The following is a 14,353-nucleotide window of genomic DNA, read 5'->3' on the forward strand; positions in this document are numbered from 1 at the left end:
TCGCCGTCCTCGTGCTGGACCTGGCCGTCTACCGCACCCGCATGGTCACCCGGCCGGTGTTCTGGGTGGCCTACGCGATCATCATCACGTTCCAGCTGCTGATGAACGGTGTGCTGACCGGGTTGCGAGTCGTCACCTACGACCCGGACGCGATCTGGGGCCCGCGGATCGCCTACGCGCCGGTCGAGGACCTGCTGTTCGGCTTCGCCATGGTCACCCTGACCCTGGCCAGCTGGGCGGCGGTCAACCGGCGGGCGAACACCGCCAGCCGCCGCGGCTTGGACACCCGCACCCGGCGGTCGAGCACCCGGTAGTCGGCCCGCTCGATCTCGGTGAGGATGCCGCCGTAGAGGGCGGTGGCCGCGCGCACGCAGTCGCGGGACTCCGGCGCGAGCATCGGCGTCCCCGGGGCGGCGTCGTCGTAGCGGCGGCGCACGATCGCCGCCATCTCCCGCATCAGCTCGCGGAAGTTCGCGTCGTACCGCTTCTCGGCGAGCTGCTCGCGGGTGACGCCGTGCGCGGCCATGAGGTCGGCGGGCAGGTAGACCCGGCCGCGGTCGACGTCCTCGGCGACGTCGCGCAGGAAGTTGGTCAGCTGGAACGCCTCGCCCAGCGCGATGGCGTGCGGAGCCGCCTCCTCGCGGGCCACGCCGGGCGCGGTGCCGAGGACGGGGAGCACCTGCAGCCCGATCACCGACGCCGACCCCCACATGTACCGGTCGAGGGCATCCATGTCGGCGTAGCCGGTGACCTCGAGGTCGCTGGTCATCGCGGCGAGGAAGTCGACCAGGTGCTCGACCGGGATCCGGTACCGACGGTAGGTGTGCACCAGCGCCAGCCGCACCGGGTCGTCGGACCAGCCGGCCTCCAGCTCGGCGAGCACCGCGCGCGACCACTCGCCGAGGTCGCCGGCCGGATCGGCGCCGGGGTGGTCGACGAGGTCGTCGGCGGTGCGCGCGGCGGCGTACAGCGCGTGCACCGCCGGGCGCCGCTCGGGGGTGAGCAGCCGGGTGGCCAGGTGGTAGCTCTTGCCGTGCTCGGCGTTGATCGCCGCACAGTGCCGATAGGCGGCGTCGAGGCGGGCCTGCCGCTCGGCCTGGGTCCGCGGCGGGTCGAGGAGCGTCACCCGGTGATCCTCTCCGCAGCCAGCCGGCCGCTGATGACGACCATCGGCACGCCGACGCCCGGCTGCACCGACGACCCGGCCAGGACGACGTTCTCCGGGCCGCGCCGGGGCAGCGTCGGCGTCCGGAACGGGCCGGTCTGGCCGAAGGTGTGCGCCAGGGCGAACGGCGTCCCCGCGGCCATGCCCTGCGCCGCCCAGGTCAGCGGGGTGTCGACGTGCTCGACCTCGATCGCGCCGGTCAGGCCGGTCCACCCGCGCGACTCCAGCACCGCGAGCACCTCGTCGCGGTAGCGGGGGCCCAGCGTCGTCCAGTCCAGGTCGGGGTTGCCGCCGCTGTGCGGGTCCAGGTTAGGGGTGGGCGCGACGATGCTCAGCACCTGGCCGCCCTCGGGGGCGAGGCTGCGGTCGGTGCGCGACGGCATGCTGACCAGCAGGCTCGGGTCGGTCATGATCCTTCCCCGCCGAGCCCCGGGACCCCCGCCGAGAAGGCGGCCGTCCCGGGTCAGCTCGGCGAACACCTCGCGCCAGGCGGCGCCGAAGCTGATGGTGTGGTGCGCCTGGCCGGGCAGTTCGCTGCGGACGCCGACGTGCACGGCCACGCAGGACGGCGAGTACACCGGCCGCCGCAGCCGCCGGAACCCCGGCACCAGCGTCTCCGGCCGGTCGACGGTGACGACGACCGCGTCGGCGGGCAGCCGCTCGCCGTCGTCCAGCAGCACGCCGGTGACCCGCGACCCGCCGACCTCCAGCTCGCGCACGCCGGCGTGGTAGCGGAACTCGACCCCGGCGTCGGCGGCCGCGGCGGCCATCGCGCGGGGGACGGCGGCGATCCCGCCCACCGGGTGCCAGACGCCGGCGCCGATGTCGAGCTGGGCGATGACTGCGTAGGCGGCGATCGCGCGGTACGGCGAGACCCCCGCGTAAAGGGCCTGGAAGCTGAACAGCCGGCGCAGCCGGTCGTCGTTGAAGAACCGCTCGACGTGCCGGGACAGCCGGCCGAAGCCGCCGCGGCGGGCCAGCTGCACCAGCTCGGGGCCGAGCAAGTCCAGCGGGGTGTCGAGGTTGCGGTCGATGAAGGTGGTCAGCTGCAGCCGGTAGAGCTCGGCCAGGTCGGCCAGGTACCGGCGCAGCGCCGCGGCCTCGCCGGGCCCGCACAGCGCCTCGACCTCGGCGGCGAAGGCGTCGACGTCGGCGTGCACGTCGAGGTGCGAGCCGTCGGCGAACTGCGCGCGGTAGGTGGTCTCCAGCGGGACCATCTGCAGCAGGTCCTCGAGCTTCTCGCCGACCGCGGCGAGGGCGTCGGCGACCAGCTCGGGGGCGGTGAACACCGACGGGCCGGTGTCGAGGGCGTAGCCGCGCTCCTCGATCCGCCCGGCGCGCCCGCCCGGGCCGGGCCCGCGCTCGACGACCGTGACCTCCCGGCCGGCGCCGCGCAGCCGCAGCGCCGCGGACAACCCGGCGAGGCCGGCGCCAACGACGACGACGCGGTCGGTGCGCCCGGGGACGGTGCGGACCATCAGGCGGTGCGAGTGGTCGCGGCGACGGCCAGCGCGTCGAGCGCGGCCCGGGCGTCGTCGGCCAGCGGCGCCTCGGCGATGGCGGTGCGGGCGAGCGCGGTGCGCTCGGCGATCCGCTGCTCGACCTGCGCGCGGGCGCCGGTGGACTCCATCAGCGCCCGCAGCGCGTCGAACTCCTCCGGCCCGGCCCCGGGGTTGCCCAGCGCCTCGCCCAGCAGCTGCCGGCCGTCGTCGTCCGCGGCCTCCTCGGCCAGGGCGACCAGCAACGTCTGCTTGCCCTCGCGCAGGTCGTCGTCGACGGACTTGCCGGTGACCGACGGGTCGCCGAACACCCCGAGGACGTCGTCGCGCAGCTGGAACGCCTCGCCCAGCGGCAGGCCGATCGCGGTGTAGACCTCCGCGGCGCGCGCGCCGGCGCCGGCGATGGCCGCGCCCAGCTGCAGCGGCCGCTGCACGGTGTAGCCGGCGCTCTTGTAGCGGGCCACGGTCAGCGCGCCCTGGGCGCCGGGCAGGCCGCCGGCGGCGCGCAGCAGGTCCAGGTACTGCCCGGCGGTCACCTCGGTGCGCATGGTGTCCCAGACGGCGCGGGCCCGGGAGAGCGCGGCGGTGGAGATGCCCGAGCGGCGCAGCAGTTCGTCGGACCACACCAGGGCGAGGTCGCCGACGAGGATCGCCGCGCCGAGGCCGAAGGTGTCGCCGTCCCCGGCGAGCTCGCCGTCGCCGTGCCGGGCGGCGAAGCCGACGTGGGTGGCCGGGCGGCCCCGGCGGGTCAGCGCGCCGTCCATGACGTCGTCGTGGACCAGGGCGCTGGCGTGCACGAACTCCAGCGCGGCGACCGCCCGCAGCACGGCGGCGTCGGACTCGCCCGGGCCGTCGCCGCGGACGCCGCGCCAGCCCCAGTAGGCGAACAGCGGGCGCAGCCGCTTGCCGCCGTCGGCCAGGGCGCACACCTCGTCGACCACCGGCAGCAGCGACTCGTCCATCGCCGCGAGGGTGCGCCGCTGGACGTTCAGGAAGTCCAGCAGGGCGGTGGAGACGGCCGCCCGGACGCGGTCGATCTCGGCGGCGGCCGGCGGGGGAGCCGGGCGGAGGACGGGAGTCTCGCGCTGCTGCGCCCGGGCGATCACGGAGCGAGTATCGCGCGCGACCTGATCTGGCGCGGCCGGGATCGGGGTGGAGTGGGTCAGGGCCACGGGTCGAGCCTCCTGGGGCCGGGGGTGCAGCGGTGCCGGGGGTCCTTCGGCGGAATGGCGCGGTCCGGATGCAGCGCGGCTCCGGGGGTGGCCGGTCCGTATCCTCGCTGTCCATGAGCCGGACCGTGCGCGAGCTGCTCGACGAGGGCCGGCCGACGTGGTCCTTCGAGTTCTTCCCGCCCAAGACCCCCGAGGGCGCCGCTCAGCTGTGGACGGCGCTGCGCGAGCTGGAGCGGCTGCAGCCGTCGTTCGTGTCGGTCACCTACGGCGCCGGCGGGTCGACCCGCGAGGGCACCGTGTCGGTCACCGAGCGCATCGCCACCGAGACGACGATGACCCCGCTGGCCCACCTGACCGCCGTCGACCACAGCGTCGCCGAGCTGCGGCACGTGGTCAGCCGGCTGGCCGCCGCGGGTGTGCGCAACCTGTTGGCGCTGCGCGGCGACCCGCCGGGCGCCGATCCGCAGGCGGAGTGGGTGGCCCACCCGGAGGGGCTGCAGTACGCCGCGGAGCTGGTCGAGCTGATCCGCTCGATGGGTGACTTCTCCGTCGGCGTGGCCGCGTTCCCGGAGCGGCACCCGCGGTCGCCGGACTTCGAGACCGACGTCGAGATGTTCGTGCGCAAGTGCCGGGCCGGCGCCGACTTCGCCATCACGCAGATGTTCTTCCGCGCGGAGGACTACCTGCGCATGCGCGACCGGGTCGCCGCCACCGGCTGCGAGGTGCCGATCATCGCGGGCGTCATGCCGGTGACCAACGCCCGGCAGATCACCCGGATCGTGCAGCTGTCGGGGCAGGCGTTCCCCGAGCAGCTGGCCGCCCGCTTCGCCGAGCTGGACGGCGACACCCCGGAGGCGAGGGCGGCGGTGCGGGCCTACGGCGTCGAGGTGGCCACCGAGCTGTGCCGGACGCTGCTCGCCGAGGGCGTGCCGGGCATCCACTTCATCACCATGAACCGGTCGACGGCGACCCGCGAGGTCCACGCCAACCTGGTGGCGGTCGGCGCTCCTCACTGAGCAGGGCCGGCCGGCCGGCCACTCGGTCCGGCCGCCGGGGCCCGGCCGGCGCGGTCGGCCAGCAGCGCTGCCGTCTCGGCCGCCGCCCGGCGCAGGCCCTCGCGCTCGGCCGCGTAGCCGCCGATCGTGCCGACCACCGGCAGGTTCGACAGCGCCCGGTGCCGCAGCTTGCCCTTGGGCCGGGCGTCGAGCGTGCCGTCGATGCGGCTCAGCAGCCGCGCCACCCGCCACAGGGTGCGGACGGCGCTGCGGTCCGCCTTGTCCCCGAGGACGTCGTCGGCGTAGGCGCCGCGGGTGCGGGCCAGCAGCGGCCGCACCCGCTCGGCGGACAGGTCGCGGTCGAGCAGCACCGCCGCCAGCAGCGCCACCCGCTCGGCCTCGTCCTCGACGCCGTGCTCCGCGGCCACTCCGCCGATGACCAGCGCCTGGACCGCCGAGCCGACGGTGTTCTGCAGCGGCAGCAGGTCGGCCAGCTTGCCGGCGAGGCGAGGGGCGGCGCTGACGCCCGCGGCGACGCGGGAGACCCGCTCGGCCCACCACTCCGCGCGCTCGGCCTGGGGCAGCTCCGGTGGGCGGCCGAGCCGGCGGACCAACGGGGCCGTCAGCCGGTCGACCCGGCGGAGGACGTCGACGACGACCGCGTCACTGAGGGGAGGGGCCATGGAGCCGCTCTACCCGCGGTCGCCGCCGCGCCATGCACGGGAGTCGGCCTGGTGGTGCGGTTGCGGCGCACTCCGGCCCCAGAACCCGCCACGAGCGCACATCACCCGGCGTGGCGGCTGGGTCCCGTGGACGACTGCGCACCGATGGCCCGTTCAGACGGGCCGAAGGGCCACCAGCGCCCGGTCCTCGCTAGTCCGGCGGCTCGGCCAGTGGCGCGCGGGTGCGGTTCATCAGCTCGACCAGCTCGGACACCGCGCTGCGCACCGCGGCGATCTCGTCGGTCACCGAGTGCAGGTCGCCGTCCCCCCGGCCGGGCAGCGCCGACGTCGCGGCCGTGATCCCGTCGACCTCCGCGGCGCTGCGCTCCAGCCGCTCCAGGTCGGCCAGCTGGCGCAGCTCGGCCGAGAGCAGCGCGGCCTGGTCGCGGTAGCGGATCAGCGCGTCGGCGCGGTGCCCGAGCCGGAGCGCGGCGGACTCCAGGGCGGCGGACTGGCGGTCCCAGTACTGCGCCGCCGTCCCGGCCGGGCGCACCCCGAGGGAGACGCGGGCCGACCGGATGCGCAGCGCGAGGTCGACGATGCGGTCGACCTCGCGCTGGCCGTCGAAGCGGCTCGTCGCGAGCAGCTGGGAGGACCAGGACGGCTCGCGCACCGTCTCCGCCCACGCCCGCCCGGCGGCCGCCGCGACCCGTGCCTCGGTGGTGTCCCACGCCGCGAACGCCGCCTCGGGTGCCGGAGGTGGCGGCTCGGGGGCGGGAGACGGCAGTCCCAGCCGGGTGCGGGCGGCCCGGTCCACGTGGATCGCGGCCGCGCGCAGCCGGGCCCACCGCGACGAGGGCTGGCGGCGGGGCGACCGGACGACGACCAGCCGGCCCCCGGTGAGGTACCGGTCCGGCCAGAGCGCCGCGCCGTCGTCCGCCGTCCGCATGGTCCCGCCCTCCTGCTGCGCCCGGTGAGCAGCCCGTCGCATCAGGGTGCCGGTCCGGCCGCTGGAGGTCGCAGACCCGGACAGCGCGTCGGGCGTGTCCCGGCCGGGTAGCAGCGTGGGGCACGCCGGGAGGTGGCCGCGCGCGGGTCGGCCGGACGGACCACCATCAGCGAGACTGCACACGACTGCTCGACCAACTGGAAGGACGTCCCGTGGCGGGTGGACTGGTAGCCCTGTTCGACGACGTGGCGGTGCTGGCGCGCGCCGCCGCCGCCTCCGTCGACGACATCGGGGCGGCTGCAGGACGGGCCAGCGTCAAGGCCGCGGGTGTCGTCGTCGACGACACCGCCGTCACGCCGCAGTACGTGCACGGCCTGGCCGCCGAGCGGGAGCTGCCGATCATCCGGCGCATCGCTGTGGGCTCGCTGCGCAACAAGCTGCTGATCATCCTGCCCGCCATCCTGCTGCTCAGCCAGTTCCTGCCGTTCCTCCTCACCCCGATCCTGATGATCGGAGGGGCCTACCTGTGCTACGAGGGCGCGGAGAAGGTCTGGCACAAGCTCAGCGGCCACTCCGAGGCCCACGCATCGGTGGAGCAGGCGCTCCCGGACGAGAAGACGATCGTGTCCGGGGCCGTGCGCACCGACTTCATCCTGTCGGCGGAGATCATGGTCATCTCGCTGAACGAGGTGGCCGCCGAGGCGTTCGTCTCCCGGGCGATCATCCTCGCGGTGGTCGCGGTCGGCATCACGATCCTCGTGTACGGCGTCGTCGGCCTCATCGTGAAGATGGACGACGTCGGCCTGTCCCTGTCCCAGCGTCCCGGGAAGGGGATCTCCCGCTTCGGTCACGGACTGGTGAAGGCGATGCCGCGGCTGCTCACCGCCCTGACCGTCGTCGGGACCGCCGCGATGCTGTGGGTCGGCGGCCACATCCTGCTGGTGGGCTCGGACGAGCTGGGCCTGCACGTCGTGTACGGCGCCGTGCACCACCTGGAAGAACTCGCGCACGACGCCACCGGGGCCCTCGGCGGGGTCGTGGGGTGGCTCGTCAACACCGTGGCCAGCGCGCTCGTCGGGCTCCTCGTCGGGGCGCTGATCGTGCTGGTGATGAACCTCACGGTGCACCGGCGCCGCAAGGCCTCCTCCGCGTCGCACTGAAGGACCTCCGGAAGGACCACGTCCTCCTCACCGTTCGCCCGCTCGCGGCGAGCCTCTGGACGGGGCCACACGCCCTCGCACGCTCGGGGCGGTGCCCTGGACGGGACCGGGCCGGCCCGCTCGTACCGTGGGACGCATGGCGGCACGGGGGCGGGGCGCGCCCGCCCGATGGGCGGCGGTGGGCCTGCTCGTCGCGGTGCTGGTGGCGCTGCCCTCGGTCGTGGCGGCGCTGCCGGCGGACGACGCGGACGTGCCCGCCGCCGAGCTGCGCGCCGCGGTGCTGGCCAGCGAGGACGTCGGCTTCTCGGGCTACGCGGTGTCGGCCGGGGGGCTGGCCCTGCCGGTGTCCGACCGGCTCACCGCCGTCGCCGACCTGTTCAGCGACCGCACCCTGATGCGGGTGTGGTGGCGCGGCCCGGAGGAGCACCGGGTCGACGTGGTCAGCGGAGCCGGGGAGATCGGCGCGCACCGTAATCCCGGCGGCACCTGGACCTGGGACTTCGAGGCCGGCACCGCCACCCGCGGCACCCCGGCGTCCCTCGCGCTGCCCACCCCGCCGGACCTGCTGCCCGCCGCGCTGGGCCGCCGGCTGCTGTCCGAGGCCGCCGACGACGAGCTCTCCCGGGCCGGCGCACGCCGGGTGGCCGGCCGCGACGCCCTCGGCCTGCGGGTGGTGCCGGCCGACGCCGCCTCGTCGGTCGGCCGGGTCGACGTGTGGGTCGACCCGGCCAGCGGGTTGCCGCTGCAGGTCGAGGTGTTCGCCGAGGACGCCGACCTGCCGGCGCTGGACACCCGCTTCCTCGGCCTCGAGCTCGCCGTCCCCCCGGCCGACGTCGTCACCTTCACTCCGCCCCCGGAGGCCACCATGCTCACCGCGCCCGACACCGAGGAGCTGATCGCGCAGGCCGAGGAGCGCGCACCGGACGTGCGGCTGCCCAGGGAGCTGGCCGGCCTGCCGCGGCGCAGCTTCCAGGGCGTCCCCGACGCGGTCGGCGTGTACGGTCGCGGCGTCACGCTGCTGGCGGCCGCGCCCGTGCCGGGCCGGCTGGCCGGGGGGCTGCGCGAGGCGCTGACCGCGAGCCCCGACGCCGTTCGCGACGAGCTGGGCACCCGGGTCGCCGCCGGCCCGCTGGGGTTGATGCTGGTCGAGCCGGCGGGCGGTCCGGCCTACGTGCTCACCGGCACGGTCACCCTCGACGCGCTCGCCGACGCCGCGCGCCGGCTGCCCGGAGCCGCGTCGTGACGGCGGTGATCCGCACCCGGGGCCTGGTCAAGCGCTACGGCCGGCTGCGCGCGGTCGACGGCATCGACCTCGACGTCCGCGTCGGCGACGTCTACGGCTTCCTCGGCGCCAACGGCTCGGGCAAGACGACGACGGTGCGGATGCTGCTGGGCCTGGTGCTGCCCACCGCCGGCGAGGTCGAGCTGCTGGGCGAGCGGATGCCGCGCGCCGGCCGCCGGGTGCTGCCCCGCGTCGGCGCACTGGTCGAGGGGCCGGCGCACCACGGGCACCTGTCCGGCCGGGCCAACCTCGCACTGATCGACGCAGCCGGCCCGGGCGGCTCCCGGCGCACCCGCCGGGCGCGGATCGAGGAGGTGCTCGAGCAGGTGGGCCTCGGCGGCATCGACCGGCGGCCGGTGCGCGCCTACTCCCTCGGCATGCGGCAGCGGCTGGGGCTGGCCGCCGCGCTGCTGCGCCGTCCCGAGCTGCTGGTGCTCGACGAGCCGACCAACGGCCTGGACCCGCAGGGCATCCGCGAGATCCGGGACCTGCTGCTCGAGCTGCACCGCGGCGGGACGACGGTGTTCCTCTCCAGCCACCTGCTGGCCGAGGTCGAGCAGCTGTGCACCCGGGTCGGCGTGCTCGACCGCGGCCGGCTGGTGTTGCAGGACGAGCTGGCCGGGCTGACCGCGCCCACCGGCGCGACGGTGGTGGACACCCCGGCCGCCGACCGGGTGCGGGCGGTGCTCGACGGGCGGGTGCTCGGGGTCCAGGGCTCGCGGGTGGTGGTGCGCGGCGCGGACCCGGCCGAGGTCAACGCCCTGCTCGTGGGCGCGGGGGTGCCGGTGACGGGACTGGCGCTGCAGCGGCCCACCCTGGAGGAGGTCGTGCTCGCCGCGGCCGGCACCAGCGCCGACCGGGTGGAGGCGGACCGGTGATCGGCGTCGAGCTGCGCACGCTGTTCCGCCGTCCGCGCACCTGGGCAACGATCGCCGTCCTCAACGCGCTGCCGGTGCTGGTCGCCGTCCTGGTGCAGCTGACCGACCTCGCACCCCGGCCGGGGGAGGGGCCGCCGTTCCTGTCCGCCGTCCTGACCAACGGCGCGCTGTTCCCGCTCGCGGCGCTGGCGATCGTGCTGCCGCTGTTCCTGCCCATCGCGGTCGCCGTCGTCGCCGGGGACGCCGTCGCCGGCGAGGCGCAGGCCGGCACGCTGCGCTACCTGCTGGTCCGGCCGGCCGGGCGAACCCGGCTGCTGGTCGCCAAGCTCGTCGCGCTCATGGCGTTCGTGCTGGTCACCGTGGTCGTCGTCGCGGCCGTGGGCTACGTCGTCGGGATGACGCTGTTCGACGCCCAGCCCGTCGGCGGCGGGACGTCGGTGTCGGGCACCTCGCTGTCGCAGCAGGAGCTGACCGGCCGCAGCCTCATGGCCATCGGCTACGTGACGGTCTCCATGCTCGGCGTCGCCGCCTTCGGGCTGTTCTTCTCCACGCTGACCGACTCGCCGCTGGCCGCCGCGCTCGGCGCGCTGGCCGTGCTGGTCACCTCGTCGCTGCTGTTCACCCTGGACGCCGCCTCGCCGATCGCGCCCTACCTGCCCACCCGGTACTGGCTGGCGTTCGTCGACCTGTTCCGCGACCCGGTCCTGTGGCGGGACGTCGTCCGTGGGCTGGCGCTGCAGGGCGTCTACGTCGGCGTGCTGCTGGCCGCGGCCTGGGCGAACTTCACCACCAAGGACGTGACCAGCTAGCGACGCACCATCCGGATGTGCGCCGCGACCGGCGAGGAGAGCACCTCGGCGCACTCCAGGGGCGGTGCCCCCTCGAGATGGGCGAACAGCCGCTCGCCCCCGCCGAGCAGCAGCGGCACGACCGCGACGTGCAGCTCGTCGACCAGGCCCGCGCGCAGGTACTGCTGCACGGTGGCCGCCCCGCCGCCCAGCCGGACGTCCCGGCCACCGGCCGCGGTGAACGCCTGCTCCAGCGCGGACTCGATGCCGTCGGTCACGAAGGTGAAGGTCGTCCCGCCGGCCATCCGCACCGGGTCGCGGGCGTGGTGGGTGAGCACGAGGACCGGGTGGTGGTACGGCGGCTCGGGACCCCACCAGCCGGTCCAGTCGCTGCCGTTCCACGGCCCGCGGACCGGGCCGAACATGTTCCGCCCCATGATCGTGGCGCCGATGCCCTCCTCGCCGCGGCGCACCAGCTCGTCGTCCACGCCCGTGCTGCCGCCGGGGCGTCCCTGCATCCGGTGGAAGGTGGCGGTGGCGACCGCCCAGGTGTGCAGGGCCTCACCGCCGACGCCCAGCGGGGCGTCGAGGCCCTGGTCGGGTCCGGCGGCGTAACCATCCAGGGACACCGACATCATGTGCACGCGCAGCTTCGGCACGGGTGGCCTCCTCGGGTCTCGAGGTGCAGACCGGCGCGAGTACGCGGACTCATCGGCGCGGGGCTCGGCTCCCGCGGTGGGGCCGGGCCGCGGGCCGACGGCCGAGGAAGGCGACCAGGCGCTCCTCCGGGCCCGCGTCCGGTGGCGGGGCCACGGGCGCGGCGAACGCCCCCGGGCGGGCGCCGTCCGCCACCAGCGACGTCGCCGCCTGCAGGAGCGCGGTGGCGAGCCGGAGCGCCATGACGCGCCGGGAACCACAGGCCGTGGCGACGTCCCAGCCGTGGACGGCGAGTTCGATCGCGCCGCCGCGGGCGGCCGCCAGAGCGTGCGCGGCGCGGTCCGCGGCGCCCGGCGGGTCGTCCGCGGCGGCGGACGTGAGGACGCCGAGCAGGCGCAGCAGGCGGTCCCGGGCGACGGCCGCCGGATCGGCGTCGTCCGTGCGCGGTGCGGACGGCAGGACCAGCTCGCCGGTGCGGGCCAGGCCGGTGAGGCCGTCGGCGGTGTCGGCGAGGTGCAGCAGCAGCGCCCGCAGGTCCCAGTCGCCGCACGGCGTCGGCCGCCCGAGGTCGGCGTCGGGAACCTCTGCCAGGCTCTCCAGCGCGAAGCCGGCGGCGCGCACGAAGAGGGCGACCTCCGCGGTCAGCGGGAGCGCGACCGTGCCGCTCACGACGACCGCCCGGCCGGCGCCATCTCCCACGGGGCCTCGGGCAGCACCTCGCCGGTCTCCAGCAGCGACTTGAGGTTGGCCAGCACCGCGGGCCAGCCGTGCGAGATCTCCCCGAGCGCCTGTGCATCAGCGAGGTTCTCGTGGGTCACCGTGAGCCGGACGATCCCGCCCTGCTCCTCGAGCACGAAGGTCACGACCGAGTCCCCGCCCGGTGGCTCCTCGCCGTCGGGTGCGCCGAAGGTGATGACCAGGCGCCGCGGTGCATCTGCCTCGAGCACGCGGCCGGCCACGTCGACCGCGCCGGAGCCGTCGGGTCGCCGGTGCTCCCAGCGCGAGCCGGGCTGCCAGTCGGAGACGTTCGCGTGCCCCCAGTAGCGGGCGGTGAGGTCTGCGTCGGTGAGCGCGTGCCACACCTGCGCGGCGCCGGCGCGGATGTAGGTGACGTACACGTAGGTCGGGACGGACTCGGTCAAGGCGTACTCCTCTGCTCGGGACCGGATGGCGGAGAGCGCCGCCAGGCGGGGTCGGTCGAACGACGAGATCCAGCGCTCCCCGATGTCGTGCAGAGGCGCCGGGTTGAGGAAGTGCAGCCGCTCCCGGCCGCGACGGACCACGGTGACCAGGCCCGCGCGGACGAGGACGTCGAGGTGCTGGGTGGCCGACTGGCGGGCCATGCCGAGCCGGGTGCAGAGCTCGCCCAGCGTCTGCCCGTCCTGCTCGCGCAGCCGGTCGAGGAACAGCCGCCGGGTGGGGTCGGCCAGGGCCTTGAAGACCTGATCCACGTCCCCGGTCTCCACGGCCACGACCAGCATCATGCAGGTGTTCACCTGCATGTGTCAACGGGCTCGAGGGTCCTCTGTCAGCCGCTCAGGCGGGCGCAGTCGTCGGGGCCCAGTGCGGCCGGGACGGCGACCCCGAGCTGCTCGAGCACCATCGCCTGGACCAGCGGGTCGCGCGGCAGGTCGCCGTGGGCGACGCGGGCGTCGGCGCAGACCGACTGCACCGGCAGCTCCAGCGCCCCCTCCAGCCGGGCGGACTCCGGCGGGGTCACCGTCTGGTCCTGCGCCGTCCAGATCGAGATCCAGACCGGTCCCTCCGGCGTCTCGTCGCCGGCGTTGAGCTCCGCCAGCAGCGGGCTGCCGGGGGCGAGCTGGCGGCAGGCCTCCGGGCACTGGTCCGGCGCGAGCGAGCCGGCCAGGTCGGCCAGCGTGGTGCCGTGGTGCGGGGACCCGAGCGTGACGATGCGGCGGGTGACCTCCGCGCCGCCGTCGGCCGCCCACAGCCGGGCGACGACGCCACCGGCGGAGTAACCGACGACGTCCACGCTGCCCGCACCGGTGCGCTCCAGCGCCGCGTCGACCGCCTCGTCCAGCACGTCGACGGCCCCGCCGAGGTCGCCGGTGCCGTTGCCGGGGACGGCGACGACCGTGGCGTCGCGCCCCTCGGCGGCCAGCCGGTCGGCCAGCGGCCGCAGCGACGCGGTGGAGCCGCCGTAGCCGGGCACGAGCAGCACCGGGCCGGGCTCGGCCTGCGACACCGGCTCCCGCCCGGCGGCGCCCGACGTCCGGTCGAGCAGCAGCGCCGCGCCGGTGACCAGGGCGGCGACGGCGAGGGCCAGCACGGTGACGACGAGGCGACGGCGAGCGGGGGAGAGACCGGCGAGCACCCTCCCACTGTCCCCGTCCCACCGGGCCTGGTGGACTGCGCTCGTGGAGCGGGCGCCGTGCTGAGCCGCGAGGAGTACCTCGCCGCCTGGTCGACGTGGCACGGCGGGGCCGACCCGACGGCCAGCCGGCTGGTGCACGGCTGGTTGTCCGGGGTGTATGCGCTGGCCCGCCGGTTCGCGGGGCTGCCGCCGGTCGCGGTGACCGCCGCGGGGCTGCTCGTCGCCGCGGCCGCCGTCGTCCCGGCCGCGGCCGGCGGCCCGTGGCTGGTGCTCGCCGGGGTGCTGGTCGGGTTCTCCGCCGTGCTCGACGGGTTGGACGGCGCGCTCGCGATCGCGACCGGGCGGGCGTCGCGCCGCGGGTTCGTCCTCGACTCCGCGGTCGACCGGCTCAGCGAGGGGGCGTTCGCCGCCGCGCTCTGGGTGGCCGGCGCCCCCGGCTGGCTGGCCGCGGCGTTCGGCGCGCTCTGCTGGCTGCCGGACTACCTGCGCGCCCGGGCCGGGCAGGCCGGCGTCACCGAGACCGGGGAGCTGTCGGTCTGGGAGCGCCCCACCCGGGTGGTGATGACCGGCTTCACCCTCGGCGGGGCCGGGGTGGTGGCCGGCCTCGGCTGGTCCGTTGCGGTGGTCACCTGCGGAACGGCGGTCGGCTGCCTGCTCGGCGTCGTCGGCGTGGCCCAGCTGGGGATGGCGCTGCGGCGGGCGCTGGCCGACTAGCGGGCCCCGGCTCCGGCGCCGTCCGACCGGGACCACCCGGCAGGCCACCCGCGCGGCTCCTAAGGTGTTGGGGTCGTCTTCCGACGTCCACCGGGCG

General features: G+C 76.1%; 15 protein-coding genes and 1 pseudogene. 7 read left to right on the plus strand and 9 right to left on the minus strand.

The genetic code is table 11. The features are described 5' to 3' along the window. Positions 1-11 precede the first annotated feature (11 nt). Positions 12-176 (plus strand): annotated as a pseudogene (locus BUB17_RS27745) (lycopene cyclase domain-containing protein); the annotation flags it as partial. Here BUB17_RS27745 and BUB17_RS07565 read toward each other — a convergent pair. The 3 genes from BUB17_RS07565 to BUB17_RS07575 are packed head-to-tail and all read right to left on the minus strand — an operon-like array spanning position 173 to position 3,770. Next, on the minus strand, positions 173-1,126 hold the full coding sequence (locus BUB17_RS07565) for a phytoene/squalene synthase family protein (RefSeq protein WP_072915774.1): 954 nt from the start codon (positions 1,124-1,126) through the stop codon (positions 173-175). The pseudogene BUB17_RS27745 and the gene BUB17_RS07565 overlap by 4 nt on opposite strands. After that, positions 1,123-2,643 (minus strand): phytoene desaturase family protein, encoded by a 1,521-nt coding sequence (gene crtI, locus BUB17_RS07570; protein ID WP_072915777.1) that lies wholly within the window; start codon positions 2,641-2,643, stop codon positions 1,123-1,125. The genes BUB17_RS07565 and crtI overlap by 4 nt, the downstream gene beginning before the upstream one ends. Further along, a complete protein-coding gene (locus tag BUB17_RS07575) occupies positions 2,643-3,770 on the minus strand; it encodes a polyprenyl synthetase family protein (RefSeq protein ID WP_141242944.1) in 1,128 nt (375 codons plus the stop codon). Before BUB17_RS07575 ends, crtI begins: the two co-directional genes overlap by 1 nt. 179 nt (positions 3,771-3,949) lie before the next feature. On the opposite strand from BUB17_RS07575, the gene metF reads away from it, so the two are divergent. Next, entirely contained in the window at positions 3,950-4,852 is a 903-nt protein-coding gene (gene metF, locus BUB17_RS07580; protein ID WP_072915779.1) for a methylenetetrahydrofolate reductase [NAD(P)H], read from the plus strand. Here metF and BUB17_RS07585 read toward each other — a convergent pair. After that, positions 4,846-5,514, minus strand: coding sequence for a hypothetical protein (locus BUB17_RS07585; protein ID WP_072915783.1), 669 nt, complete (start codon positions 5,512-5,514; stop codon positions 4,846-4,848). The genes metF and BUB17_RS07585 overlap by 7 nt on opposite strands. A 190-nt stretch (positions 5,515-5,704) precedes the next feature. Beyond that, positions 5,705-6,442, minus strand: a complete 738-nt coding sequence (locus BUB17_RS07590) for a hypothetical protein (RefSeq protein WP_072915785.1) — start codon at positions 6,440-6,442, stop codon at positions 5,705-5,707. Positions 6,443-6,654: 212 nt separating this feature from the next. On the opposite strand from BUB17_RS07590, the gene BUB17_RS07595 reads away from it, so the two are divergent. The 4 genes from BUB17_RS07595 to BUB17_RS07610 all read left to right on the plus strand — a co-directional run bounded on the left by BUB17_RS07595 (position 6,655) and on the right by BUB17_RS07610 (position 10,571). Then, positions 6,655-7,602 (plus strand): DUF808 domain-containing protein, encoded by a 948-nt coding sequence (locus tag BUB17_RS07595; RefSeq protein WP_072915788.1) that lies wholly within the window; start codon positions 6,655-6,657, stop codon positions 7,600-7,602. A 136-nt stretch (positions 7,603-7,738) separates the two neighbouring features. Next, positions 7,739-8,845, plus strand: a complete 1,107-nt coding sequence (locus BUB17_RS07600) for a sigma-E factor regulatory protein RseB domain-containing protein (RefSeq protein ID WP_244277020.1) — start codon at positions 7,739-7,741, stop codon at positions 8,843-8,845. Beyond that, the gene (locus tag BUB17_RS07605; RefSeq protein WP_141242945.1) at positions 8,842-9,762 is read left to right on the plus strand and encodes an ABC transporter ATP-binding protein; all 921 of its coding nucleotides are present in this window, start codon (positions 8,842-8,844) and stop codon (positions 9,760-9,762) included. Before BUB17_RS07600 ends, BUB17_RS07605 begins: the two co-directional genes overlap by 4 nt. After that, positions 9,759-10,571, plus strand: a complete 813-nt coding sequence (locus BUB17_RS07610; RefSeq protein ID WP_072915793.1) for an ABC transporter permease subunit — start codon at positions 9,759-9,761, stop codon at positions 10,569-10,571. Before BUB17_RS07605 ends, BUB17_RS07610 begins: the two co-directional genes overlap by 4 nt. Here BUB17_RS07610 and BUB17_RS07615 read toward each other — a convergent pair. The 4 genes from BUB17_RS07615 to BUB17_RS07630 are packed head-to-tail and all read right to left on the minus strand — an operon-like array spanning position 10,568 to position 13,542. Next, positions 10,568-11,209, minus strand: a complete 642-nt coding sequence (locus BUB17_RS07615) for a dihydrofolate reductase family protein (protein WP_072915796.1) — start codon at positions 11,207-11,209, stop codon at positions 10,568-10,570. The two genes, BUB17_RS07610 and BUB17_RS07615, sit on opposite strands and share 4 nt — an antisense overlap. A 49-nt stretch (positions 11,210-11,258) precedes the next feature. Beyond that, positions 11,259-11,876: a TIGR03086 family metal-binding protein gene (locus BUB17_RS07620; protein WP_072916025.1), complete on the minus strand. Its 618-nt coding sequence runs from the start codon at positions 11,874-11,876 to the stop codon at positions 11,259-11,261. Continuing rightward, on the minus strand, positions 11,873-12,691 hold the full coding sequence (locus BUB17_RS07625; RefSeq protein WP_244277022.1) for an ArsR/SmtB family transcription factor: 819 nt from the start codon (positions 12,689-12,691) through the stop codon (positions 11,873-11,875). Before BUB17_RS07625 ends, BUB17_RS07620 begins: the two co-directional genes overlap by 4 nt. A gap of 44 nt (positions 12,692-12,735) precedes the next feature. After that, complete coding sequence (locus BUB17_RS07630) at positions 12,736-13,542, minus strand: lipase family alpha/beta hydrolase (RefSeq protein WP_072915798.1); 807 nt, start codon at positions 13,540-13,542, stop codon at positions 12,736-12,738. A 57-nt stretch (positions 13,543-13,599) separates the two neighbouring features. Here BUB17_RS07630 and BUB17_RS07635 point away from each other — a divergent pair, with 57 nt between their 5' ends. Then, positions 13,600-14,256 carry a CDP-alcohol phosphatidyltransferase family protein gene (locus tag BUB17_RS07635; RefSeq protein WP_072915801.1) on the plus strand — a complete coding sequence of 219 codons (657 nt, stop codon included), beginning with the start codon at positions 13,600-13,602 and terminating at the stop codon, positions 14,254-14,256. Positions 14,257-14,353 lie beyond the last annotated feature (97 nt).

Origin of the sequence: Geodermatophilus obscurus, assembly GCF_900143215.1 — a bacterium.
GTDB classification, from domain to species: domain Bacteria; phylum Actinomycetota; class Actinomycetes; order Mycobacteriales; family Geodermatophilaceae; genus Geodermatophilus; species Geodermatophilus obscurus_A.